The sequence below is a fragment of the Solimonas fluminis genome, from assembly GCF_002930645.1.
Taxonomy (GTDB): domain Bacteria; phylum Pseudomonadota; class Gammaproteobacteria; order Nevskiales; family Nevskiaceae; genus Solimonas_A; species Solimonas_A fluminis.
The window spans coordinates 26,104-49,898 of sequence record NZ_PSNW01000013.1 but is presented as its reverse complement, the minus strand read 5'-3'; the positions used below and the strand labels follow the sequence as shown (position 1 = coordinate 49,898).

20 protein-coding genes and 1 riboswitch are annotated in these 23,795 nt (G+C 68.9%); of the genes, 7 read left to right on the top strand and 13 right to left on the bottom strand.

What is annotated here, in order from left to right; all coding sequences use genetic code 11:
* Nucleotides 1-36: 36 nt before the first annotated feature.
* Genes C3942_RS18730 through gcvT form a run of 8 tightly spaced genes read right to left on the bottom strand, consistent with a single transcriptional unit; the run spans nt 37 to nt 7,388 of the window.
* Nucleotides 37-1,212: a class I SAM-dependent rRNA methyltransferase gene (locus tag C3942_RS18730; RefSeq protein ID WP_104231902.1), complete on the bottom strand. Its 1,176-nt coding sequence runs from the start codon at nt 1,210-1,212 to the stop codon at nt 37-39.
* Nucleotides 1,209-2,138: a carbohydrate kinase family protein gene (locus C3942_RS18725; RefSeq protein WP_104231901.1), complete on the bottom strand. Its 930-nt coding sequence runs from the start codon at nt 2,136-2,138 to the stop codon at nt 1,209-1,211. The genes C3942_RS18730 and C3942_RS18725 overlap by 4 nt, the downstream gene beginning before the upstream one ends.
* Nucleotides 2,139-2,157: 19 nt before the next feature.
* Nucleotides 2,158-2,517 carry a diacylglycerol kinase gene (locus C3942_RS18720; RefSeq protein WP_104231900.1) on the bottom strand — a complete coding sequence of 120 codons (360 nt, stop codon included), beginning with the start codon at nt 2,515-2,517 and terminating at the stop codon, nt 2,158-2,160.
* A gap of 1 nt (nt 2,518) precedes the next feature.
* Nucleotides 2,519-3,979, bottom strand: a complete 1,461-nt coding sequence (gene gcvPB / locus C3942_RS18715) for an aminomethyl-transferring glycine dehydrogenase subunit GcvPB (protein WP_104231899.1) — start codon at nt 3,977-3,979, stop codon at nt 2,519-2,521.
* Nucleotides 3,980-3,986: 7 nt separating this feature from the next.
* Nucleotides 3,987-4,484: a thiol peroxidase gene (gene tpx, locus C3942_RS18710; protein ID WP_104231898.1), complete on the bottom strand. Its 498-nt coding sequence runs from the start codon at nt 4,482-4,484 to the stop codon at nt 3,987-3,989.
* A gap of 33 nt (nt 4,485-4,517) precedes the next feature.
* A complete protein-coding gene (gene gcvPA, locus C3942_RS18705) occupies nt 4,518-5,876 on the bottom strand; it encodes an aminomethyl-transferring glycine dehydrogenase subunit GcvPA (RefSeq protein WP_104231897.1) in 1,359 nt (452 codons plus the stop codon).
* An 11-nt stretch (nt 5,877-5,887) separates the two neighbouring features.
* Nucleotides 5,888-6,277, bottom strand: a complete 390-nt coding sequence (gene gcvH, locus C3942_RS18700) for a glycine cleavage system protein GcvH (protein ID WP_104231896.1) — start codon at nt 6,275-6,277, stop codon at nt 5,888-5,890.
* A gap of 28 nt (nt 6,278-6,305) precedes the next feature.
* Complete coding sequence (gcvT, locus tag C3942_RS18695; protein ID WP_104231895.1) at nt 6,306-7,388, bottom strand: glycine cleavage system aminomethyltransferase GcvT; 1,083 nt, start codon at nt 7,386-7,388, stop codon at nt 6,306-6,308.
* A gap of 132 nt (nt 7,389-7,520) precedes the next feature.
* Nucleotides 7,521-7,613: riboswitch (glycine riboswitch) on the bottom strand.
* A gap of 239 nt (nt 7,614-7,852) precedes the next feature.
* On the opposite strand from gcvT, the gene C3942_RS18690 reads away from it, so the two are divergent.
* The 5 genes from C3942_RS18690 to C3942_RS18670 all read left to right on the top strand — a co-directional run bounded on the left by C3942_RS18690 (nt 7,853) and on the right by C3942_RS18670 (nt 15,987).
* Nucleotides 7,853-9,499, top strand: coding sequence for a ShlB/FhaC/HecB family hemolysin secretion/activation protein (locus tag C3942_RS18690; protein ID WP_104231894.1), 1,647 nt, complete (start codon nt 7,853-7,855; stop codon nt 9,497-9,499).
* An 11-nt stretch (nt 9,500-9,510) separates the two neighbouring features.
* On the top strand, nt 9,511-12,894 hold the full coding sequence (locus C3942_RS18685; RefSeq protein ID WP_104231893.1) for a two-partner secretion domain-containing protein: 3,384 nt from the start codon (nt 9,511-9,513) through the stop codon (nt 12,892-12,894).
* 14 nt (nt 12,895-12,908) lie between these two features.
* The gene (locus C3942_RS18680) at nt 12,909-13,808 is read left to right on the top strand and encodes a FecR family protein (protein ID WP_133164362.1); all 900 of its coding nucleotides are present in this window, start codon (nt 12,909-12,911) and stop codon (nt 13,806-13,808) included.
* A 123-nt stretch (nt 13,809-13,931) separates the two neighbouring features.
* Nucleotides 13,932-14,693 carry a SapC family protein gene (locus C3942_RS18675; RefSeq protein ID WP_104231891.1) on the top strand — a complete coding sequence of 254 codons (762 nt, stop codon included), beginning with the start codon at nt 13,932-13,934 and terminating at the stop codon, nt 14,691-14,693.
* Between the two features lie 109 nt (nt 14,694-14,802).
* Nucleotides 14,803-15,987 carry a glycosyltransferase gene (locus C3942_RS18670; RefSeq protein WP_104231890.1) on the top strand — a complete coding sequence of 395 codons (1,185 nt, stop codon included), beginning with the start codon at nt 14,803-14,805 and terminating at the stop codon, nt 15,985-15,987.
* On the opposite strand, the gene C3942_RS18665 is transcribed toward C3942_RS18670, so the two are convergent.
* The 5 genes from C3942_RS18665 to C3942_RS18645 are packed head-to-tail and all read right to left on the bottom strand — an operon-like array spanning nt 15,982 to nt 20,972.
* Nucleotides 15,982-17,139 carry a UbiH/UbiF/VisC/COQ6 family ubiquinone biosynthesis hydroxylase gene (locus C3942_RS18665; protein ID WP_104231889.1) on the bottom strand — a complete coding sequence of 386 codons (1,158 nt, stop codon included), beginning with the start codon at nt 17,137-17,139 and terminating at the stop codon, nt 15,982-15,984. The two genes, C3942_RS18670 and C3942_RS18665, sit on opposite strands and share 6 nt — an antisense overlap.
* On the bottom strand, nt 17,139-18,338 hold the full coding sequence (gene ubiH / locus C3942_RS18660) for a 2-octaprenyl-6-methoxyphenyl hydroxylase (protein ID WP_104231888.1): 1,200 nt from the start codon (nt 18,336-18,338) through the stop codon (nt 17,139-17,141). The genes C3942_RS18665 and ubiH overlap by 1 nt, the downstream gene beginning before the upstream one ends.
* Nucleotides 18,335-19,654 carry an aminopeptidase P N-terminal domain-containing protein gene (locus tag C3942_RS18655; RefSeq protein ID WP_104231887.1) on the bottom strand — a complete coding sequence of 440 codons (1,320 nt, stop codon included), beginning with the start codon at nt 19,652-19,654 and terminating at the stop codon, nt 18,335-18,337. The genes ubiH and C3942_RS18655 overlap by 4 nt, the downstream gene beginning before the upstream one ends.
* Complete coding sequence (locus tag C3942_RS18650; RefSeq protein ID WP_104231886.1) at nt 19,651-20,223, bottom strand: UPF0149 family protein; 573 nt, start codon at nt 20,221-20,223, stop codon at nt 19,651-19,653. The genes C3942_RS18655 and C3942_RS18650 overlap by 4 nt, the downstream gene beginning before the upstream one ends.
* Before the next feature lie 38 nt (nt 20,224-20,261).
* On the bottom strand, nt 20,262-20,972 hold the full coding sequence (locus C3942_RS18645) for a hypothetical protein (protein WP_104231885.1): 711 nt from the start codon (nt 20,970-20,972) through the stop codon (nt 20,262-20,264).
* 126 nt (nt 20,973-21,098) lie between these two features.
* Between C3942_RS18645 and argA the strand changes: the two genes are divergently transcribed.
* Together argA and C3942_RS18635 are read left to right on the top strand one after the other, a co-directional pair.
* Nucleotides 21,099-22,415 (top strand): amino-acid N-acetyltransferase, encoded by a 1,317-nt coding sequence (gene argA, locus C3942_RS18640; protein WP_104231884.1) that lies wholly within the window; start codon nt 21,099-21,101, stop codon nt 22,413-22,415.
* The gene (locus tag C3942_RS18635; protein WP_104231883.1) at nt 22,412-23,794 is read left to right on the top strand and encodes an adenosylmethionine--8-amino-7-oxononanoate transaminase; all 1,383 of its coding nucleotides are present in this window, start codon (nt 22,412-22,414) and stop codon (nt 23,792-23,794) included. The genes argA and C3942_RS18635 overlap by 4 nt, the downstream gene beginning before the upstream one ends.
* Nucleotide 23,795 lies beyond the last annotated feature (1 nt).

Here is a 23,795-nt window from a genome sequence, read left to right as displayed (position 1 = left end):
CGGGGCGCCGCCGCACAGGCCGCCCTGAATCCTGGCTCAGGCCGCCAGCACGCGGCAATAGAAGCCCTTGAGATAGCGCGTCTCGGGAATCGCCGGGTGCACCGGGTGGTCCGCGGACTGGGCGCCCTGCTCCAGGATCTGCAGTCGCCGGCCGGCGTGACGCGACTCGCGCAGCAGGATGCGCTGAAGCGCCTCGGCCTCGAGGTGGTGCGAGCAGGAACAGGAAATCAGGATGCCGTCCGCCGGCAGCAGGTGCAGGGCGGCCCGGTTCAGCGCGGCGTAGTGCTCCAGGCCGGCCTCGTAGTCCTTCTTGCGCTTGATCAGGGCCGGCGGGTCCACCACCACGACGTCGAACTGGCGCTGGTCGCGGCGCAGGGCCTTGAGGGCGTCCAGGGCTTCGTCGCGGAGGGTCTCGATCTCGAATCCGTTCAGCGCGGCGCTGCGCCGGGCGGCGTCCAGGGCCGTCTGGGAGCTGTCGATGCAGGTCACGGCGCTGGCCCCGAAGGCGGCGGAGCGGATCGCCCAGCCGCCGACGTAGGAGAACACGTCGAGCACCCGGGCGCCGCGGACGTAGCGCGCCAGGCGGTCGCGGTTGTCGTGCTGGTCGTAGAACCAGCCGGTCTTCTGCCCGGCGCGCAGCGGCGCCAGGAAGCGCACGCCGCTTTCCAGCAGCTCGACCTCGTCCGGCACCTCGCCGACCGCTTCCACGTAGGCCGGCAGCCCTTCGAGCTCGCGCAGGCCGCCGTCGTTGCGCAGCAGGATGCCGCGTGGCCGGAGCACGGACTGCAGGCCGGCGATGACCTGCGCCTTGAGGTTTTCCATGCCGGCCGTGCCGAGCTGGACCACGCACCAGTCACCGTAGCGGTCCACCACCAGGCCCGGCAGTCCGTCGGACTCGCCGTGTACCAGGCGGTAGTACGGCGCGTCGTAGAGGCGCTGGCGCAGGGCCAGGGCGGCCTCGATGCGCCGGGCGAACCAGTCGGCATCGATCGCCGTCTCGGCGTTGCCGGCCAGGATGCGCACCGCCAGCAGGGCGTGCGGATTGACGTAGCCGGTGCCCAGGGGCTTGCCGCGGTCGTCGCTGACGCGGCACAGGCTGCCGGGCGCGATGCCGCGGAACGCGGGATCGGTCTGCAGCTCGTTGGAGTAGACCCAGAGATGCCCGGCGCGCAGGCGCCGGTCCTCGCGGGGCTTCAGCTTCAGCTCGATCATGCGAAGTCGTAGCGGAATTCTTCGCGGAAACGCTCGCGGAACTCGTCCAGGGTGAAGCGGTGGTTCTGGGTTCCCGGGCGCTCGATGTTGTAGGCGCCCATCAGCGAGGCGATGCGGCCGGTGGTCTCCCAGTCCTTGCCGCTCTGCAGGCCGTACAGCAGGCCGGCACGGAAAGCGTCGCCGCAGCCGGTGGGATCGGTCAGCGAGCCGGCCTCGGCGCAGGGAATCTCGTACTGCTTCTTCGGCGTAATGATGTGGGAGCCCTTGCCGCCGCGGGTCACGATCAGGGCATCGAGATGGCCGGCGATCTGGCGCAGCGTCCAGCCGGTACGCTCCATCAGCAGCTCGGCCTCGTAGTCATTGACGGCGACATAGGACGCCTTGGCGATGAAGTCACGCAGTTCCTCGCCGCCGAACATCGGCAGGCCCTGGCCGGGATCGAAGATGAAGGGGATGCCGGCCTCCGCGAACTGGCGGGCATGCAGCAGCATGCCGTCGCGTCCGTCCGGAGAGACCGTGCCGATCTTCACGCCGGCGGGCACGTCCTGGGTGTGCGAGAAGTTCATCGCTCCCGGATGGAAGGCCGTGATCTGGTTGTCGTCCAGGTCGGTGGTGATGTAGGCCTGTGCGGTATAGGCGTCCGGGACCAGCTTGACGTAGTCGCGGCAGACGCCGTTCTGGTCCATCCAGGCCGCATAGCGCTCGAAATCGTTGCCGACCGTGCCCATCGGCAGCGGCTCGCCGCCCAGCAGCTTGAGGTTGTAGGCGATGTTGCCGGCGCAGCCGCCGAACTCGCGGCGCATCTGCGGCACCAGGAAGGACACATTCAGGATGTGAACCTTGTCCGGCAGGATTTCGTTCTTGAAGTGGCCGGGGAACACCATGATGGTGTCGTAGGCGAAGGAGCCGCAGATCAGGGCAGACATTGTCGTGGTTCTTCTGTGTTCAGCCGAAGCAGACCAGGCCCCAGACCACGGGAACCTGGACCAGGGAGAGATGGACCGCCGCGGAGCCTAGATCCTTGGCGCGTCCGGACAGCGGGTGCCGCTCGGTGCCGATGCGGTCGACGACGACCTCCACCGCGGTGTTCAGCAGCTCGGTGATCAGCACCAGGAACAGGCTCATGATCATGATCGCCCGTTCCACGCCGCTCTGCCCCAGCCACAGGGCGGCCGGCACCAGCAGCAGGCAGAGCGCGGCCTCGATGCGGAAGGCCTCTTCCTCGCGGATCGCCCAGCCCAACCCCCAGTACGACACCTTGGTGGCTCGCAGCAGGCGCGGCCAGCCCTTGATTCCGTCGGCCATCTCAGGCCGCCGGCTGCCAGCGCAGGTCGAGCTGGCGCGCGGCCCGCACGTCGTCGAGGCGGCGCACCGGCATGGTGTAGGGCGCACCCTTGACGTAGGCGATGTCGGCCCTGGCCTCTTCCCAGATGCGCGCCAGCGTCTCGACGAAGGCGTCCAGGGTTTCGCGGTCCTCGGTCTCGGTGGGCTCGATCAGCAGGCACTCCGGCACCAGCAGCGGGAAGTAGATCGTCGGCGCGTGGTAGCCATAGTCCAGCAGGCGCTTGGCCACGTCGGTCGCCGTGAGATCGATCTGCTGCTTCTGCCTCTTCAGCGTGATGATGAACTCGTGGCTGGCGCGGCGATCCGGGAAGGCCAGGTCGAAGCCCTTGTCGCGCAGGCGCGCCGCCAGGTAGTTGGCGTTGAGCGTGGCGAACTCGGCAACCCGGTGCATGCCCTCGCGGCCCAGCAGGCGCGCATAGATGTAGGCGCGCATCAGCACCCCGGCATTGCCCATCCAGGCCGACAGCCGGCCGATGGTCTGCGGCAGGTCACGCTCGTCCAGCCAGCGGTAGCGGCCGTTGTCCTTGCCCACGACCGGGATCGGCAGGAAGGGCTTCAGGCGCTCGGACACGCCCACCGCTCCCGCGCCGGGACCGCCGCCGCCATGAGGCGTGGAGAAGGTCTTGTGCAGGTTCATGTGGATCACGTCGAAGCCCATGTCGCCGGGACGAACCTTGCCGAGGATGGCGTTGAGGTTGGCGCCGTCGTAGTACAACAGTCCGCCGGCTTCGTGGACGATCCCGGCGATCTCCTTGATGCGGCGCTCGAACACGCCGAAAGTCGAGGGATTGGTCAGCATGATGCCCGCGGTCTGCGGGCCTACGGCCGCCTTCAGCGCCTCGACGTCGACGTCGCCGTCGGCGTTGGTCTTGATCTCTCGCACGGTGCAGCCGAGCATCGCCGCCGTCGCCGGATTGGTGCCATGGGCCGCGTCGGGGACCAGGATCTCGGTGCGGGCCGTATCGCCGCGGGCACGGTGGTAGGCCTGGATCATCGCCACGCCCGCGAATTCACCCTGGGCACCGGCCATCGGCGTCAGCGAAACACCCGCCATGCCGGTGACGGCCTCGAGGATTTCCTGCAGCTCGTACATGCAGGCCAGGAAACCCTGGCTGCGCGAATCCGGCGCCAGCGGGTGGCGCTGCAGGAATTCCGGGATCGATGCCAGCGTGTTGCAGGCCCGGGGGTTGTACTTCATCGTGCACGAACCCAGCGGGTAGAAGTGCGTGTCGATCGAGAAGTTCTTCTGGGACAGGCGCGTGAAGTGGCGCACCGCCTGCAGCTCGGAAACCTCCGGCAGCAGCGGCTTGTCCTTGCGGCGCAGCGCCTCGGGAATGCCGGCAAGATCGACGTCGCCGCCGGGGTTCTGCGCGGCGGCCTCGCGGCCGGGGCGCGAATGTTCGAAGATCAGCTTTTCACTCATGTGTCGCTCAGAGCACGGCCAGGGCCGCGTCATAGTTGGGTTCGTTGGCGATTTCCGGCACCAGCTCGCTGTGCAGCACGCGGTTTTCCTCGTCCAGCACCACCACCGCGCGGGCCGTGAGGCCCGCCAGCGGACCGGTCTCGATCAGCAGGCCGTAATCCCTGGCGAACTGGCGGCCGCGCATCAGCGACAGCATTTCGACGTTGGCGATGCCCTCGGCGCCGCAGAAGCGGCCCTGCGCGAACGGCAGGTCGACGGAAATGCACAGCACCACCGTGTTGTTCAAGCCGGCGGCGCGCTGGTTGAACTGGCGCACCGACATGGCGCAGGTCGGAGTGTCCACCGAGGGGAAGATGTTCAGCACCTTGCGCTTGCCGACATAGTCGTGCAGCGACACGTCCTTGAGGTCCTTGCCGACCAGGCGGAAACCCAGGGCCTCGGTGCCGACCTTGGGAAGGTCGCCGCTGGTCTGTACCGGGTTGCCCTTCAGGGTGATCGTAGCCATGCGATGTCTCTCCTTGAGTTCTTTAGTCTTGGTTCAGGCAAGCGCCGTGGTCAGCGCGTCCGCAAACTGCTGCAGTTGTTCGGTCGTCTTGGTTTCGGTGGCGCAGACCAGCACGGCGTTGCCCAGCTCCGGGTAGTGCCGCGACAGGTCGAAGCCGCCGAGGATGCCCTGCCCCGCCAGCTGCGCCAGCACCGGCGCCGCCGGCTTCGGAAGGCGGATCACGGCCTCGTGGAAATGCGCACCGGCGAAGGCCGGGCTCACGCCGGGCACGGCCGCCAGCTTCTTCAGCAGCTGGCGCGCGTTGGCCAGCGAGGCCGATGCCACCTTGGCCAGCCCCTGCGGGCCGACGATGCTCATGTAGATCGTCGCGGCGGTGACGAGCAGGCCCTGGTTGGTGCAGATGTTGGACTTGGCCTTGGCACGGCGGATGTGCTGCTCGCGCGCCTGCAGCGTCAGCGTGAAGCCGGGCTTGCCCTCCAGGTCCACGGTGCGGCCGACGATGCGGCCCGGCATCTCGCGCACGAATTCCATCTTCGTCGTCAGGAAGCCGAAGTAGGGGCCGCCGGAGGCCAGCGGCGCGCCCAGGGGCTGGCCATCGCCGCAGACGATGTCGGCACCCTTGGCCCCCCAGGAACCCGGCGCCTTGAGGACGGCCAGCGAGGTCGGGTTGACCACCGCCACCACCAGGGCCCCCTGGGCATGCGCCCAGTCGGTGATGGCGTCCACGTCCTCCAGCGTGCCGAAGAAGTTCGGCTGCGCGATCACCACCGCCGTCGGCGCGCTGCCCTCATGGGCCTTGAGCGCCGCCAGCGGCGTCTGCCCGCTGGCCGGATCGTAGTCCACCAGCACCTGCTGCACGCCCTGGGCCGAAGCCGTGGAAGCCACCACGTCGCGGTAGTACGGATGCACGGCGCGCGGCATCAGCACCTTGCCCGAGCCGTTGGCCTTGTTGGCGCGCACCGCCATCAGCAGGGCCTCGCCCAGCGCCGAGGCGCCGTCGTACATCGAGGCATTGCTGACCTGCATGCCGGTGAGGCCGCAGATCATGGTCTGGTACTCGTAGAGCACCTGCAGCGTGCCCTGGCTGGCCTCGGCCTGGTACGGCGTATAGGCGGAGTAGAACTCGCCGCGGGTGGTGATCTCCCACACCGCCGCCGGGATGTGATGTTCGTAGGCGCCGGCGCCGATGAAGTTCAGCGCCGAACCGTCCTGCGCGGCGCGGGCATGCATCAGCTGCGCCACGCGCATCTCGGGAAGGCCTTCTGGCACTTGGCTGAGGCTGCCGCAGCGCAGGTTCTCGGGAATCTCGTCGAACAGCGCCTCGATCTTCGGCGCGCCGATGACGGCCAGCATTTCGCGGACGTCGGTCTCGGTGTGGGGTATGAACGGCATGTCGCTTCCGCTTAGAGGGTCTTGATGAAGCTCTCGTACCCGGCGGCGTCCAGCAGGCCGGCCAGCGCCCCGGCATCGGCCGGCTTGATGCGGAACAGCCAACCCTCGCCGTAGGGGTCGGAATTGAGCAGTTCCGGCGCGTTGCCGAGCTTGTCATTGGCCGCGATCACTTCACCGGCGATCGGCGCATAGACGTCGGAAGCCGCCTTGACCGATTCCACCACCGAGCAGGCCTCGTCCGCGGCCACCTTGCGGCCGGGCTTGGGCACCTCGACGAACACCAGGTCGCCCAGGGAGTTCTGCGCGTAGTCGGTGATGCCGATCGTGATGCTGCCGTCGGCCTCGGCACGCAGCCACTCGTGGGTCTTCACGTACTTCAGGTTGGCGGGAATGTTGCTCATGCGTCTTCCTCGATGAATGTCGTTGATGTCAAACCAGGATCTTGCCGTTGCGGACGAAAGGCGGCTTCACCACGCGTGCCGCCACCCATTGTCCGCGGATCTCCACTTCGCAGGCGCCGGAGGCTCCAGCCTCGACGCGAGCCAGCGCGATGGATTGCTTCATGCTCGGCGCGAAGCCGCCGCTGGTGGTCTCGCCGATCGCCCCGGAGGCGAAGCGGACCTTCATGTGGGCTCGGGCAATGCCCCGCCCTTCGAGCACCAGGCCGACGAACTGGCGCGGCGACTTTCCGCGCAGGGGCTCCAATGCGGCACGGCCGATGAAATCGCGCCCGGCGGGCTCCCAGGCCACGGTCCAGCCCAGGCCGGACTCCAGCGGCTGCGTGGTCTCGTCCATGTCCTGCCCGTAGAGGTTCATGCCCGCCTCCAGGCGCAGGGTGTCGCGGGCACCGAGTCCGCAGGGGCGCACGCCGGCTTCGAGCAGGCGCCGCCACAGGTCGACCAGATCGGCATGGGGCAGGACCAGCTCGAAGCCGTCCTCGCCGGTGTAGCCGGTGCGGGCGACGAAAGCCTCGCCGTCCCAGGCGGCCTGGAAGGCCTGCAGGCCCTCGACCGAGGAACGCAGGCCGGCCGGCAGCAACGGCAGCAGCCGGGCACGGGCCTGGGGGCCCTGCACGGCCAGGATGCCGAGGTCGGCCCGGCGCCGCACTTCGACGCCGTGGCCCTGGGCATGCCGCTCCAGCCAGGCCAGGTCCTTGTCGGCCGTGCCGGCGTTGACCACCAGGCGGAACCTGTCTTCCCGCAGGAAGTAGGCGATCAGGTCGTCGAGGATGCCGGCATCCTCGCGCAGAAGGCAGGAATACAGGGCCTTGCCCGGCAGCGTCAGGCGGGCCACGTCGTTGGCCAGGACATGGCGCAGGAATCCGCGGACCCCGGGGCCGTGCAGGTCGACCGCGGCCATGTGCGCCACGTCGAACATGCCGGCTTCCTGGCGCACGGCATGGTGCTCGTCGAGCTGGGACTGGTACTGGATCGGCATTTCCCAGCCGGCGAAATCCACCAGGCGCGCACCGAGGCGGACGTGTTCGGGGTGTAGGGCTGTCTTCTTCAGCATGCGGTCCTGTGAATCCGTTTTTGTCGGCAAGAACCGCCCCAACTCTGTCCTTGGACCTGAAAGTTCGGGGACGTTGCCGTCCCTGCCTCGTCGGTGGTCCGCCGCGGGGCGAACGCTCTCCAGAGTACGCTTGAAAACCGTCCGCTCCTGGGTGCCTGAGCGATTCCGGGCGGATTTGCGCCTTCGGCGCCACCGGCAGGCGGTGGTCTCTCGCGGACGGGGATGATGCGTGGCGGCATGATACCGGTGCCCGCCGGCCTTGGCGAGACCCGCCGGCCGCCACCGTTCCGGCGAGGCGACTGTGAAGCTCGACACAGTTGGAAGGAAATCCTACAAGGCATTGAAAGAACTGCGTCACGCCGGCGCCTCGTACCACCTTGCTGCGTGGTTGGAACCCCCCTCCCCATGGGCTATAGTCGATTTCGCATCGACGGCGGCGCCGCCGCAGCATTTTCGGGGGAATAATGAGCGCATCAACCATCGGACCGCGGTCCGCCCTTCTGGCTTCGGGCTGCCTGCTGGCCTGCTTCGGCGCCCAGGCGCAGATCACCCCGGGGCAGGTCGGCGACACGCTGAAGAAGCCGATCGAGCTGCAGCCGGCCAAGCCGGCGCCCACCATCCAGACCCAGACCCAGGAAGCCCCTCCGGCGGCGGCCAGCAACAAGACGCTGACGCTCAAGCAGTTCGAGTTCGCCGGCAACACCCTGTTCAGCGGTGCCGAACTGTCGGAACTGGTCAAGGGCTACCTCGACCGTCCCGTGACGCTGCTGGAGGTCTTCGAGGCGGCCGACAAGGTCGCGGACTTCTACGTGTCCAAGGGCTATACCCTGGCCTCGGTCAACGTGCCGCCGCAGAAGATCGAGCAAGGCACCGTGCGCCTGCTGGTGAGCGAGGGACGCATCGCCCGCATCACGGCCGAGGACAACAAGCTCTATACCACCGAACAGATCACCGACTATCTCGGCGAGGTACGCACCGGTACCGTCTACCAGGGCAGCACGCTGTCCGAGCGGGTACGCAACCTCAACACCCTGCCCGGCCTGCAGGCCAAGGCCGTCGTCCGCCCCGGCGAGCGCTACGGCACCAGCGATCTGGTGATCAAGACGGTTGAAGACCCGATCAGCGGCTCGCTGATCGTCGACAACTTCGGCCGCGAGAGCATCGGCGAAGTCCGCTTCTCCGCCTTCGCTCAGATCAACAACCCACTGAAGGTGGGAGACCAGCTGCAGCTGCTGCTGCTGCGTTCCGAGGAAAACCTACTGCGCTACGGTTATGTCGCCTACAGCCTGCCGGTGAACTTCAGCGGGACCCGCGTGACGGCCTCCGCCGGCGCCGCGGAGTTCGACGTCAAGGATGCTCCGCTGGTCGACGGCAAGAACCAGAGCGGCCGACTGACCGTGAGCCATCCCCTGATGATCACGCCGAACAGCCGCCTCAGCGTCAACGTCGGCGGCTCGCGCACCATCGCCAACTCCGATTTCGGCGGCACCACCTTCAACGAAACCTCGATCTCGCTGCTGGAGCTCGGAGCGGACTACTCCTACAGCCACGCCAACCTGGCGGTGAGCCAAGTGGTACTGAACCTGTCGAGCAACTTCAAGGAACTGGAGCGCTCCGACCTGACCACGCTGGCATTGGGCGAGCGGCTCTCCGCCGGCCAGCGGCTGCGCGCGGAACTGGACCTGCAGCACCTGCGTCCGCTGGTGAAGGGCTTCCAGCTCTACCTGCACGTCAACGGCGTCTACTCACCCGACCCGCTGTCCGACATCACCGCGTACTCGCTCGGCGGTCCCAACGGCGTCCGCGGCTATCCGGCTTCCGAGGTGCGCGGCGATCGCGGCTATTTCGGCCAGCTGGGCGTCAACTTCCCGGTGGCGATCGCCGGCGCCCGCATCACCCCGCGCGTCTTCGCCGACTCCGGCAAGGTCTTCGCCGTGGATCCCGCCCCGGCAACTCCCGGCGAGAAGAGCCTGACCAGCGTCGGCTTCGGCGCCGACCTGCAGTACCAGCGCATCACCGCGAAGTTCGACTGGTCGTTCCCGCGCGAGGACCGCACCTCCAGCGACGGCGAGGACGACCGCGTCTTCGGCTCGCTGGCCGTTTCATTCTGAGGCCCCCTGTCATGTTCAAGTTCAAGCTTCGCCCGCTGGCCGCTGTCCTGCACAGTCGGCGCTGGTCCCTGGCCCTCGCCGGCGCGGTCGTACCCGGCCTGGCGCTCGCAGCCCCCAGCGGCGGCGTGGTCGTCGGTGGCCAGGCCAGCATCGGAGGTACCGGCGGCAACGTGGTGGTCAACCAGACCTCGAATGCCGCGATCATCAACTGGCAGCAGTTCTCGGTCGGCAGCAATGAGTACGTGCTGTTCAACCAGCCCTCCGCCTCGGCCGCGGTCCTGAACCGCGTGGTCGGCGGCAATGCCTCGGAAATCCTCGGCAACATCTCCTCCAACGGCCGTGTCTTCCTGATCAACCCCAACGGCGTGATGTTCGGCCAGGGTGCCAAGGTGGACGTCGGCGGCCTGGTGGCCTCCACGCTGAACATCAGCGACAGCGACTTCATGCAGGGCCGCTACGCCCTGGCGGGCCCGCCTTCCGGCACGGCCGGAGTCAGCAATGCCGGCCGCATCACCGCCGCGGATGGCGGCTTCGTGGTGCTGGCAGGCAGCAAGGTCGACAACAGCGGCCTGATCCAGGCGCGCCTGGGAACGGTCGCGTTGGCGTCCGGCTCGGCCGTGACGATCGGCCTGGACGCACAGGGCCTGGTGGACTTCAGCGTCGACGCCGCGGCCCTTTCGGCAGCCGCCGGAGTCGACAACCTCGGCAGCCTCGTCGCCGACGGCGGCAGCGTCATCCTGAGCGCGCAGACGGCACGCGACCTGATCGGCAACGCGGTGAACAACCGCGGCACCGTGCAGGCGCGCTCCATCGGCGAGCACGAAGGTTCCGTCTACCTGCTCGCCGAAGGCGGCGACATCCTGCAGGACGGACTCATCGACGCCTCCGGAGCCGGCGGCACCGATGCCGGCAAGGTCCGCATCGAGGGCGACGGCGATATCCTGCTCTCGGGCAACTCGCGCATCGTCGCCACCGGCGACAGCGGCGGCGACGTACGCGCCATCGCCGCCGGCACGCTGACCTATGCCCAGGGCTCCAGCCTGGACGTCTCGCGCAAGAGCACGGCCGGTGCCGGCGGCTTCGCCGAACTCTCCGGCCATGGGCACCTGCGCGTGGATGACCTGGTCAACGTCGGCAGCAAGGGCCACCTGCTTTTCGATCCCGACGCGATCACCATCGGCGCCGGCGAAGGCGCCATGATGACCGAACAGGCCCTGGAGAGTCAGCTGCGCTTCATGGGTGCCGGCAGCGTCTTCACGCTGTCCGCAAACAAATCCATCACCTTCTCCAAGTTCACCGACGGCGTGCTGGACGGCACCAATCCGCAGCAGGCCGGCTACGGCGGCGGCCTCCAGCTGCTGGTGACCGGCTCGGACTCGACCAATTTCATCAAGTTCGATGATGTTGCAGACACCATCAAGGTGAAGGGCGATATCCGTGTCGACGCCGAGTACGGTGGCACGGTCCGGCTCGGCAAGCTGATCAGCGACGGCGACGTCGCCATCGACGCCAATGGCCTGATCGAGGTGGCCGGCATCACCGCGGGCGGCAGCATCGGCATCGGCAGCGAGACCGGCGGCGTCACGGTGATCCCGCTGACACAGAATGGCAGCACCACCCGCGGCAAGCTGAGCAGCGGCAGCAGCCTGGACATCGATGCCCAGGGCAACATCACGCTCGGCGATGCCGAGGTCCGCAACGGCTCGCTGCGCCTCGACAGCGAGGGCGGCCGCATCGATACCGGCAAGCTCAGCCTGACCCTGCTGACGTCGGAACTGAACAGCGAGGGTGCGCCGCTGGTCTACGAAGGCATCGCACTGAATGCCTTCGACGGCATCAAGACCGGCGACATCTCCCTGACGATGACGGCCGACCAGGATTTCGGCTCGCCCACCGCCCTGAATGGCTACATCTTCCTCAACGCCAACGCCTCGCCGACGGCGAACGACACGACGCCGTCGAACCTGGAAACCGGGAAGATCAATGTCACGATAGGCCCGGCGACGGGCGTCGAGACCGGGCTGGTGACCTCGGCCGATGTCTTCCTCACCAACGGCACCACCGCGCAGGGCGAAGGCAGCCCGACCGCCGATGCTTCCGGCGGCGACATCAAGACCGGCAGCATCACCATCAAGACCCGCGGCAACTCGGAAGCCGAGTTCTGCTACGGCGACTATTGCTACACCGAGGATGCGGCTTCGTCGCAGCTGATCCTCGCCGCCAAGGGCAGGATCGACCTGCAGGGCAACAAGGTCACGGTGGAGTCCGCCAGCGCCGACGGCAGCGACAGCTCGCTGGCCCAGTTCATCAGCTACTTCGACAGCGTGGCGCTCGGCGACATCGCCATGGCCGGCGCCACCACCTCGCTGTCGGCTGTCGCCGCTCCGCTGCTGAACCCGACGGATCCCCAGCCGCGGGCAACCACCCAGAGCCCGGCCGACGTGACCGTGGGATACCTGGAGGGCGTGGACGACCTCTACCTCTACGCCAGCCGCGACGTGACCGTGAACGCCGGCACGCGGGCGCTGCGCCTGGGCACGACGTCGGGTCTCAGCGCGGGTGGCCAGATCAAGCTGAAGGGCAGCGACATCGAGCTGGCCGGCAGCCTCGAAGCCAGGCGGCTGGTGATCGAGGCGACCGGTGAAGTGTCCACCGCAGCCGTCGAGGGCACCACGTACATCGACGTCGGCGGCATCAGCATCGATGCGAGATACATCGATCTCGAAGAGGCCGACATCTACGTCGGCAGCGAAAGCATGGACCTGGGCAAGGACGCCAACCTGCTGTCCAAGACTCCCGAGGCCCTGAGGCCCGGCACGGCCGGCCCCAACGCCGCCTTCGTCGCCCGTGATGGCGTGCGGCTGGGCTATCTGTCCCTGGGCGGAGGCTACCTCTTCGTCAAGGCTCCGAGCGTCAGCGCCGTGTCGATCGGCTCGGAGGGCAGGATCTTCTACAACTTCCGACCCTTCGACGACGCCGCCAGCTTCGAGATCCCGGCCAGCAGCGGCCTGCTCTCCGGCAGCCAGGTCACCTATGCGCTCGGCGGCACCGGCTATCGCGGCGACATCACGGTGGTGGACGTCCAGAACACGGCCTCTGCCCTGGTGGACAAGGAACTGAGCGACACGAACTACCTGTTCCTGACGCAGGGCCGTGTCAACGGCAAGGACGCCCTGAGCAACTACACCTCGGGACAGGTCCTGGTGCTCGACAACGGCAGCGGGCCACAGGAGCCGCCCCCGGAGCAGCAGCAGGAGCAGGCCGTGGTGGCTCAGACCGCGGTCAGCCAGATCGAGCTGGTCGAAACGGAGGGCGTGGGCGAGATCGAGGTCGCCGATGCCTCGGAAGTCGAGGAAGTCACGGACTCGCCGGACGAAACCCTGGAGTGCCGCTAATGGGAACCCACGCCATGCACACGAAACTGAGCGGGGCGCTGGCCGCCCTGGGATTGCTGATCGCCATGCCGCAGGCCTGGGCCGCGGCTGCCGCCGGCGAGGTGGCCCTGATCACCGGCCGCGGCACCGCGACCAATCCGGCAACCGGCGGCATCCGCGACCTGGACAAGGGCGCCGAGGTCTACCCGGGCGAGATCGTCAGTTCTGCGGTGAACAGCTACGTGAACATCAAGTTCGCCGACGGCAGCTACATCCTGCTGCGCCCGAACACGCGCTTCCAGATCGAGGCGTTCGAGCTGGCGTCCGCCCCGCCGCCTCCAGCACCGGAGAAGCCCACGGCGGCGCCGAAGAAGCCTGAGAAGGCACCGGCAAAGCCCGCGGCGAAACCGGCCGCCAAGCCCGCCGCGCCTGTCGCGGAAGCGCCGCCCGCGGACGCGCCCCAGCCCGCCTCGCCTCCGGCCACGCCTCCCGTCGCGGCATCGCCCGCGGCACCCGTCCAGGCTGCCGCCGCCCCGGGCTCGCGTGCATTCTTCAAGCTGCTCAAGGGCGGATTCCGCGCCGTGTCCGGCCTGATCGGCAAGGTCGATCGCAACGCCTACCGCATCAGCACGCCCGTGGCCACCATCGGCATCCGCGGAACCGACTACCTGCTGGTGCTCTGCGACGAGAAGTGCCGTACCGATCCGGTGCTCAACGACAGCGTGCCGGAATCCGCGCAGCTGGAGGGCGGCCTGGTCGTCGGCGTGGTCAGCGGCGGCGTGGCGGTGCTCAACAACGAGGGCAAGGAAGCGGCCCTCACGGAGAACCAGTACCTCGTCAACCTGCCTGACGGCACGCAGATCTACCTGCCCTTCGAGCCGCGCTTCCTGCGCGTGGACCCTATCCCGAATCCGACGGCGGTCTGCCCCATCTGACCGACTCTACCGTTTCCCCAGCCCCGCGCATGCGGGGCTTCTTTTTGGCCGGCGCCCGATCGCGAGCCTTGCGGCGCCGCCCCGCAAATGTAATTTTCGCATCCGGAGGGAGGAACGGGATCCATGGCGCTGTCGCTGAAACTGCATTCGCCGCGCGGCTACGGGCCGGTGGTTCCCCTGGAACCCCGGCGCCACGCCGGCATGGGCCTGAAACCGCGCAGCGACCATCGCTGGGCCGCGGGCCTCAACGCCCTGCCGATCAGTGCTTCCGAGTTCTTCAAGGCCGGGCTGGACTACCCCATCGCCTTCGCACGCAAGGAGCGTGAGGGAGAGTTCATCCCCGTCATCGCCACCGGCCTGCGCGAGCACCAGAATCTCTACATCGCGGCCGACGGAAGCTGGCGTCCGCAGACCTACGTCCCGGCCTATGTCAGGCGCTTCCCCTTCTGCATCGCGCCGGTTCCCGGACAGGAGAAGGGCAGCCGGGCGAGACCGCTGGTCTGCGTGCAGGAAGACCAGCTCGAGGCCAACAGCCCGCGACCGCTGTTCGACCCCAGCGGGGCCCCGGCCGCCGCCTGGAAGCCGCTGCAGGAACTGCTCGATGCCGTGGAAGCCGCGCACCAGCAGACCCGCGTGCTGTGCCGGCGCCTGGAAGCCCTGGGCCTGCTGGTTCCCTTCGAGGCGCTGGCCACGCCGCGGCAGGGAGCGCCCTCACGTCTGCAGGGACTGTTCCGCGTGGACGAGCAGAAGCTGGCGAAAATCCCCGGGCGCGATCTGCGCACCATGATGAACAAGGGCGAACTGCGGGCGGTGTACGCCCACCTGAACTCGCTGGAGAACTTCGGCCGCCTGCTGGACCTGGACCAGGCCGGGGCGAGCCGATGAAGCCCGCCGGCCCTGCGGCGGGCAAGCACTTCCATGCGCCTCGAAGTCGGTTCCCGGCATCAGCATTCCGACGCCTGGCGCCGGCACCCTCCACGCCTCCCCAAGCCGCATGAGCCGAATCCTGCTGGCCTGGGAACTGGGCGGAAGCTATGGCCACGTGGCGACCCTGCGCAGCGTGGCGCGGGAGTTGCGCGCGCGCGGCCACGACTGTCTTTTCGCGGTCCGCGATCTGCGTTCCGCCGAGGAGTACTTGCCGGAGCTGGGTCCCCTGCTGCAGGGCCCGCGCCCGCCGGAACGGAGCCGCAGTCCGGTCAAGGTCCAGGCCAGCTATGCCAGCCTGCTGCACAACACCGGCTTCGACGACCCGGTGGAACTGGCCGGGCGGCTGCGGGCCTGGCAGGAGCTCCTGCGGACCCTGCGAGTCGACGCGATGCTGGCCAATCACGCGCCGGTGGCCCTGCTGGCGGCCCGTGCCCTGGGCCTGCCCCGGGCCCAGTTCGGCGCCAGCTTCTGCGTGCCGCCGGTCACGGCACCCTTCCCCAGCTTCCTGCCTGAGGCGTCCGTCCGCGACGCCGTGCTGCGCCACAACGAAGCCAAGGTACTGCAGGCGTTGAATCAGGCCCTCGACCGGCTGCGCCAGGCGCCGCTGGACGGCCTGCAGCAGATCTTCGAGGGCTGCCACAGCCGCATTTTCGGCTACCGCGAACTCGACACCTACGACCCCGCCCTGCGCGAAGCCGGCATCCATCTCGGACTGCCCGACAACTCCCATGGCGATATCCCCCGATGGCCCTCGCATCCCGGACCCCGCGTCTTCTGCTACTTGCGCGCAAGCCAGCAGTTGCAGGCCCTGATGCAGGCCCTGCAGGCCAGCCGTCTCAATCTGCTGGTGCGCATCACCGACCTTCCGCCGGAAAAGCTGCAGCCTTTCGAGCGCCCGGGACTGGCGATCACCGGACAGTCGGTTGATATCCGCCAGGCGGCGGAAAGCTGCGATGCGATGATCCACAACAGCCCGGACGGCACCACCACCGAAATGCTGCTGGCCGGCAAGCCGGGCCTGCTCGTGCCGCTCGACATGGAGAAGTCGCTGCTGGCCTGGCGCTCGCAGCAACTCGGTGCGGCACTGGTTAGCGGCGACACCGATCCGCAACGGATCGGCGGGCTGCTGGAGCAACTGGTGGAGGACGACACGCTGCGCCGCAATGCCCAGGCCTTCTCCGCGCGCTATCGCGGCCAGGACCGCAGCGCAGTCCTTCCCGCCTACGTGGATGACGTGCTGGCCTCGCTATAGGCCTGCCGCCTGGCGCGTCAGCAGCGTCTTCAGGGGCTGCAGGCGCTGCACGGCCTGCATGCCCAGGTCGCGTAGGGCCGGCCAGCCGGGGATGTCCAGGTCGAAGGCGCGCGACAGGCCGTCGGTCACGGCCAGCATGTCGAGGTTGCCGGCCTTGCGCGCGCGCTCGTAGCGCTTGAGGCAGCGCAGGCTGCCATAGTCGCGCCCTGCATCGCGGGCCTCCGCCAGGATGCCGACCAGGGCAGCCGCATCGGAGAAGCCGAGGTTCACCCCCTGCCCGGCCAGCGGATGTACGCTGTGCGCCGCGTCGCCGGCCAGCGCGAAGCTGTCGCGGACGTAGTCCCGCGCATGGCTGAGGCGCAGCGGGAAGCTGGCACGCGCGCTGGTCGCCGTGACCGCGCCATGTTCGTACTGGATCGCGGCCGCCAGTTCGGCGAGGAAGGCTGCATCGTCCAGCGCCAGCAGGCGCTCGGCCTCGGTGCTGGACCAGACGATGGAGCAACGCCCATCGCCCAGAGGCAGGAAGGCCAGCGGCCCGCTGCGCAGGAAGCGCTGCAGGGCAGTCCGGGCATGCGGCCGCGCGGTCTGCACGTTGGCCACGATGGCCCGCTGGCCATAGGACCAGCCGACGGTATCGATGCCGGCCATCTCGCGCAGCCGGGACTCCACGCCATCGGCCGCCACCAGCAGGCGGCACTCCAGGCGGCGCCCGTCCGCCAGGCTCAGCTGCGCCCCGGACTCGCCCAGGGACAGGGCCTCCACCGCGGCGCCGGTGTACAGGCGCGCGGAATCCAGCCGCTGCCAGAGCGCCCACTGCAGCAGGCTGTTCTCGACGATGCTGCCCAGCGCCGGCAGGCGCAGGTCGGCGGCGTCGAAGCTCATGGCCCGCGAGGGATCATCGGACCAGACCTTCATCGCCTGGTAGGGACCCTCGCGCCAGCCGGCGACTCTCTGCCAGGCGCCCAGTCCCTGCAGCCAGCGGATCGAGGCCGGCGACAGCGCATAGACGCGCAGGTCGTCCACCGCGGGATCGAAGGGCCGCGGCGCCTGGCCACGCTCCACCAGGGCAGCGTCGAATCCGGCCTGCTGCAGCGCGCAGACGATGGCGCAGCCGACCAGGCCGGCGCCGGCAACGACGATGTCATGCCGCATCAGCGCCGCTCCTCGCCGCGCGCCATGCGCGGCGCGTGGCCGTAGCCCAGGTTCTGCCACATCACCGCCTGCTTCAGCGGCGGCGTCAGGTCCATGGCCAGCAGTCCCAGGTGGCGCAGCGCCGCAAAGCCCGGCAGCCGGTTGGAAAAGGTGCGCACGAGGCGATCGGTGAACTGCGCAACCCGCTCGCGGTCCGCCTGGCGGGCGTTTTCGTAGTCCCGCAGCAGCGTGGCGGCACCCGGGTCGGTGGCGTCCTGCAATGCCTCGGCGATGGCGGCGACGTCGCGCAGGCCGAGATTGAAGCCCTGTGCCGCGACCGGGTGCAGCGACTGCGCCGCATTGCCGGCGAACAGCACCCGCGGCAGCGTCAGGCGCTCGCTCAGGACTCGCGACAGCGGGTGGGCGTTGCGCCGGCCCAGCACCCGGAAGCGGCCCAGACGCTCGCCGAAGGTGTCTTCCGCCGCCGACAGGAACTCCGCTTCGCTCCAGGCCAGCATCGCACCGGCCTGCCGCGTGGGCACGGTCCAGACCAGCGAGCAGGCGCCGTCCGGCTTGGGCAGCAGCGCGATGGGGCCGTCCGGCGTGAAGCGCTCGTAGGCGCAGCCCTGGTGAGGCCGCGCGGGCCGCACGGCGGTGACGATGGCCGACTGCTCGTAGTCGCGGCTCTCGTGGCCGATGCCGAGCATCGCGCGCACGGCCGAGTGCGCGCCGTCGGCCGCCACCACCAGTCTCGCCGACAAGCGCGCCCCGCCCTCCATTTCCAGTTCTGCGCCCTCGCCCTGCAGTCGCAGCCCGGACAGCCGCGCCGGACACAGCAGCTCCGCCGCCGTGCCCTGCGCCAGGCGCCACAGCGTAGCGCCGAGATGGCGTACCGGGATGTTGTAGCCCAGTGCCGGCAAGCCGGCCTCCGCGGCCGTGAAGCGCGCCACGCCGAAGCGCCCGCGCTCGGAGATATGGGTGGAAAGGATCGGCTCCGCGGCCGGGGCCAGGTCGCCCCAGGCACCCAGCGCCGAGAAGATCGCCTGGCTGGCCGCGTTCAGCGCGATGCAGCGCTCGTCCCAGGAGGGAGCACCTCCGGGCGGTACCGCGGCTTCGAGCAGGGCGACGCGGTGGCGTCCGCCCGACAGCGCCAGCGCAAGGCTGGCGCCGACCAGGCCGCCGCCGATGATGACGACATCGAACTCGCGGACTGCGCTCATGCGCGCATCAGGGCTTCGATGTCCCGCACCGTCTTCGGCACGCCGCCGGTCAGCACTTGCGGTCCCTTGTCGGTGACCAGCACGTCGTCCTCGATGCGGATGCCGATGCCCCAGTACTTCGGATCGACACCCTGGGTTCCAGGGGCGATGTAGAGCCCGGGCTCGATCGTCATCACCATGCCCGGCAGGAATTCGCGCGGCATGCCGTCGATGCGGTAGCGGCCCACGTCATGCACGTCCATGCCCAGCCAGTGGCCGGTGCCGTGCATGAAGAACTGGCGATGGGCGTTGTCCCGCACCAGCTGCTTCGGGTCGCCCTTGAGCAGACCCAGCTCCACCATGCCCTCGGTGAGGATGCGCGTGGCGATCTCGTGCGGCCGCCCGGAGGAAGCACCCGGCTGCAGCGCCTTGATCGCCGCGACGTTGGCCGCCAGCACGACCTCGTAGACCGCCTGCTGCGCCTTGCTGAATTTGCCGTTGACCGGGAAGGTGCGGGTGATGTCGGCGGTGTAGCCCGCCAGTTCACCGCCGGCGTCGATCAGCAGCAGGTCGCCGTCCTGGAGCTGCGCGCTGTTCTCGACGTAGTGCAGGATGCAGGCATTCTCGCCGCCGCCGACGATGCTGCCGTAGCCCGGCTCCATCCGGTGGCGGCCGAAATGGGCATGGATCTCGGCGGCGATCTGCCACTCATACTTGCCCGCCTGCGTGGCCTTCATCGCCAGGCAATGGGCTTCGGCACTGACCTCGGCCGCGCGCTTCATCACCGCGATCTCGGCCGGCGTCTTGACCAGGCGCATCTCGTGCAGCGTGCCTTCCAGCGCCACGAACTCGGTGGGCGCGGCGGCGCCGCGGCGGGACACCTCGCGGATCTCGCGCACGCAGGCGGTGACCTGCGGATCCAGCGCCGGGTGCTCGCCCAGGTTGTAGAACACGCGCGAGCGCCCCCCCAGCAGCTGCGGCAGGCGTGCGGCGAACTCCTCGATGGGCCAGGCCTCGTCGGCCCCGTAGTCCTTCACCGCCCCCTCGGGGCCGGCGCGGCGGCCGTCCCAGATCTCGCGCTCGGGATTGCGCGGACGCACGAACAGGATGAAGGCGCCGCCCTTGCGGCCCGGCGCCAGCACGGCGATGGAGTCCGGCTCCAGGAAACCGGTCAGGTAGCGGAAGTCGCTGTCCTGGCGGAACGGGAAATGGGTGTCGCGCGAGCGCGTCACCTCCCGGGAGCCCGGCACGATCGCCACCGCCCCGGCGCCCATGCGCTTCATCAGCCGCGTGCGGCGGCCGGCGTATTCCTTCAGGGCCTTGGCGTTGGGTTTCAATGCAGTTGCCTCGATTCGGAAGGGTCCGGCAGCGGCCGGGCGCGGAATTCCATGAACACCAGCTGGGCGCCGACCCGGACGTATTCCACCAGCTCGGTGTAGGCGCCCTCCTCCAGTTCCAGGTCCTCCTCGTCGCCTAGCGAGGCCTGGGTGAACTGGCTGAAGTCGCGCAGCACCTCGCGGACCTCCTCGGAACATTTCTTCAGGTCCAGGCCCGGACGGCTGGCCAGGCCGTAGAGGAAGCCCTCGCACCAGGAGGCCAGCTCCTGCACGCGGGGCGCCAGCGCCGCCTCGTCGTCCGGCAGCAGGGGGGCGAAGCCCATGTCCTCGTCCTGCAGGCTGCGCAGGGCCTGGTCGCAGAGGCGGCGCAGCTCGGCCTGGGCCTGTCCATCCGGACGCAAGGCCTGCTCCTCGTCGCCGGCATCGAGCAGGCGGGCCAGGTTGATGTCCTCGGGCGCGCGGACGCAGAGCGTGCCGCAGAGGGTGCCGTGGTATCCGGCGGGACTTTCGCGGCTGCCGATGCGGGCGAAGGTATCGGACAGCGCTTCGTAGGAGACGGAATCTTGCATGCGCGGATTATACGGCGCTCCTCCGCGGGAGCGGACTTCTACCAGGAGGGCTTCTGGTACTGCGTGACGTAGCAGTCGCCGTCGAGGCAGATCATCGGGTCGCGGGTCTTCGGATGGTTGCGCAGTTCCAGGGGATAGGTCGTGGAGCCGCCGTTGACCGAATTCGCCGTGATGCTGACGGCATTGGCCGTCCAGCGGCCGCTGTCGGAGGAGGACGAGGTCGTGCCGCCCCACACGCCCGGGGCGTAGGCGCTCATGCTGCCCTCGCTCTGGTAGCGGTAGCTGCCGTCCGGGCGCAACTCGAAGCAGCGGCTGCTCTGGCTGCCGCCGCCGGCATTGGCGCTGAAGCTGGAGACATAGCACCAGCGGCCCGCCAGCTCCGGGCGGACCCCGGCGGAAGCCCGGGCCTGCGCCGCGGGGGCCGGGGCGGCCTTGCCGGCCTTGCCGCCCCGCTCCAGCTGCACCGGCGCACCCAGGTCGCCGCCGCTGACGGTCATGCGGTTGCCCTGCTGGCTGTAGCTGTAGGCCATGACCTCGCCGCCCTGCTCCAGCAGCAGGGAACCGGCGAAGACCTGCCAGCTGAGCCCCTGGCCGTTGAAGCTGCCGCTGCCATCCGCCCTCAGGACCAGCTCCGCCGGCTGGCCGTTCATGCTGCCCCGCCAGGTCCCGGACAGGTCCGCCGCATCGGCCCAGCCGACCATGCACAGCAGCAGCGCCAGCACCACGAATCCACCGCGCAGACGCGTCATGGCAGCCTCCTGGGGAATGGGGAAAACCAGGTATATCCCGGCCCACCCCGGCCCCGACACCCCCCATTTCCGGCTTGCGCAGCGCCAAGGGGCGGCCAAAACCCGCGAATGCACTATAATTTATGCATGAATCCCGCTGATTTTGTTGCTGCTTTACGCGGTTGTGCGCCCTACGTGCATGCGCACCACGGCCGCGTGTTCGTGATCGCCTTCGAGGGCGAGGCGGCCGATCGGGCGGATTTCGACCAACTGCTCTACGACATCGGCCTGCTGCACAGCCTGGGCGTGAAGCTGGTGCTGGTGCATGGCGCGCGGCCGCAGATCAACCAGCAGCTCCAGTTGCGCGGCCTGGAGCCGCGCTATTCCGGCGGCGTGCGCATCACCGACCGCGCCACGCTGGATGCCGTGAAGGGTGCCGTCGGCAGCCTGCGCATGGATATCGAGGCCCGGCTCTCCACCTCTCTGGCGAGCACGCCGATGGGCGGCGCGCGGATCAAGGTGGCCAGCGGCAACTGGATCACTGCGCGCCCGGTGGGCGTGCGCGATGGCGTGGACCACCAGTTCACCGGCGAGGTGCGCCGCGTGGACGTGGACACCATCCGGCAGGTGCTGGACCAGGACCGCATCGCCCTGCTCTCCCCGGTGGGCTACTCGCCGACCGGCGAGATCTTCAACCTGCGCGCCAAGGACGTCGCCACCTCCGTGGCCGCGGCCCTGGGCGCCGACAAGCTGGTGTTCGTGCTGTCCTCCGACCCCAACCAGTGGAAGCTGGCGGACGACACCGGCGACGCCGGACAGCTGTCCCTGGCCGGTGCCGAGGCCCTGCTGTCCCAGGTCAGCGCCGCCGAGGACCGCGCCTACCTGCAATCGGCCATCAGCGCCGGCCGCGGCGGGGTCCAGCGCGTGCACCTGATTGCCGCCGCGGTGGACGGCGCGCTGCTGCGCGAACTCTACACCCGCGACGGCGAGGGCCTGATGCTCTACGCCGACGCCGACTACGAGGCGATCCGCGACGCCAGCATCGAGGACGTGGGCGGCGTGCTGCAGCTGATCCAGCCGCTGGAGCAGCGCGGCGTGCTGGTGCCGCGCTCGCGCGAGCAGCTGGAACTGGACATCCAGCACTTCAACGTCATCGTGCGCGACGGCCTGGTGATCGCCTGCTGCGCCCTGTTCCCGTACGCCGAAGCAGGCATGGGCGAACTCGCCTGCGTCGCCGTGCATCCCGAGTACCAGCGCAACGGCCATGCCGCGGCGCTGCTCAAGCGCGTGGAGGCAGAAGCACGGCAGCTGGGGCTGAAGAAGCTGTTCAGTCTCACCACGCACTCGCCGCACTGGTTCATCGAGCGCGGCTTTGCCGAGGCCGGCATCGAAGCCCTGCCCATGCAGCGCCAGCAGTTCTACAACTGGCAGCGCAACTCCAAGGTCCTGGTGAAGCCGCTGTGAACAACCAAGAGATGATGCGCCGCTCCCTGGCGCATGTCTGGCATCCCTGCACGCAGATGAAGGATCACGAGTGGCTGCCGCTCGTGCCGATCAAGCGCGCCGAGGGCGCCTGGCTGGAGGACTTCGAGGGCAAGCGCTATCTCGACGCCGTCAGTTCCTGGTGGACCAACATCTTCGGCCACCGCCACCCGGTGATCGTCGAGCAGCTCAAGCAGCAGCTCGACACGCTGGACCACATCATGCTCGGCGGCTTCACGCATGAACCGGTAGTGGAACTTTCCGAGCGCCTGGTACGCCTCGCCCCGCCCGGGCTGACACGCTGCTTCTACGGCGACAACGGCTCCTCGGCGATCGAGATCGCGCTGAAGATGAGCTTCCATTACTGGCAGAACGCCGGCAAGCCCCAGAAGCGGCGCTTCATCGCCCTCACCGGCGGCTACCACGGCGAAACCCTCGGCGCGCTGGCCGTGGGCGGACCCAGCATGTACCGCGACACCTACGCGCCGCTGCTGCTGCAGCCCATCCATGTGCGTTCTCCGGACTGCTACGAGCGCGGTGCCGGCGCCTCCTGGGAAGACCACACGCGCCAGATGTTCCGTCACATGGAGCTGGCGCTGGAGCAGCATGCCCACGAGACCTGCGCGGTGATCGTGGAGCCGCTGGTGCAATGCGCCGGCGGCATGCGCATGTACCACCCGCTGTACCTGACGATGCTGCGCGAGGCCTGCGACCGACACGGCGTGCACCTGATCGCCGACGAGATCGCCGTGGGTTTCGGCCGCACCGGCCGGCTGTTCGCCAGCGACTGGGCGCCGCCGCCGCGCCGCGACCCGGACGCGCAGCCCGGCATCACCCCGGACTTCATGTGCCTGTCCAAGGGACTCACCGGCGGCACCCTGCCGCTGGCGGTGACGCTGACGCGCGAGTCGATCTACGAGGCCTTCTACGACGAATACCAGTCGGGTCGCGCCTTCCTGCATTCGCATTCCTTCACCGGCAACCCGTTGGGCTGCCGCGCCGCGCTGGCGACGCTGGACCTGATCGAGGAGACCCGCGTCCTGGCGACCAACCAGCTGCTGTCCCAGTACATGTGGGCACAGACCGCCGAGATCCGCGGCCATCGCCACGTGGCCGAGGTGCGCCAGCAGGGCATGATCCTGGCGATCGAGCTGGCCAGGGGCGGACGCAAGGAAACGCCCTTCCCCGCCGGAGAGCGCCGCGGCCTGCGCGTCTACCAGCATGGGCTGGAGAAGGGCGTGCTGCTGCGGCCATTGGGTAACGTCATCTACTTCATGCCGCCCTATGTGATCGAGCCGAAGGAAATCGAGCTGATGTGCAAGACCGCTCTCGCGGGCATCGACCAGGCCACTCGCGGATGAA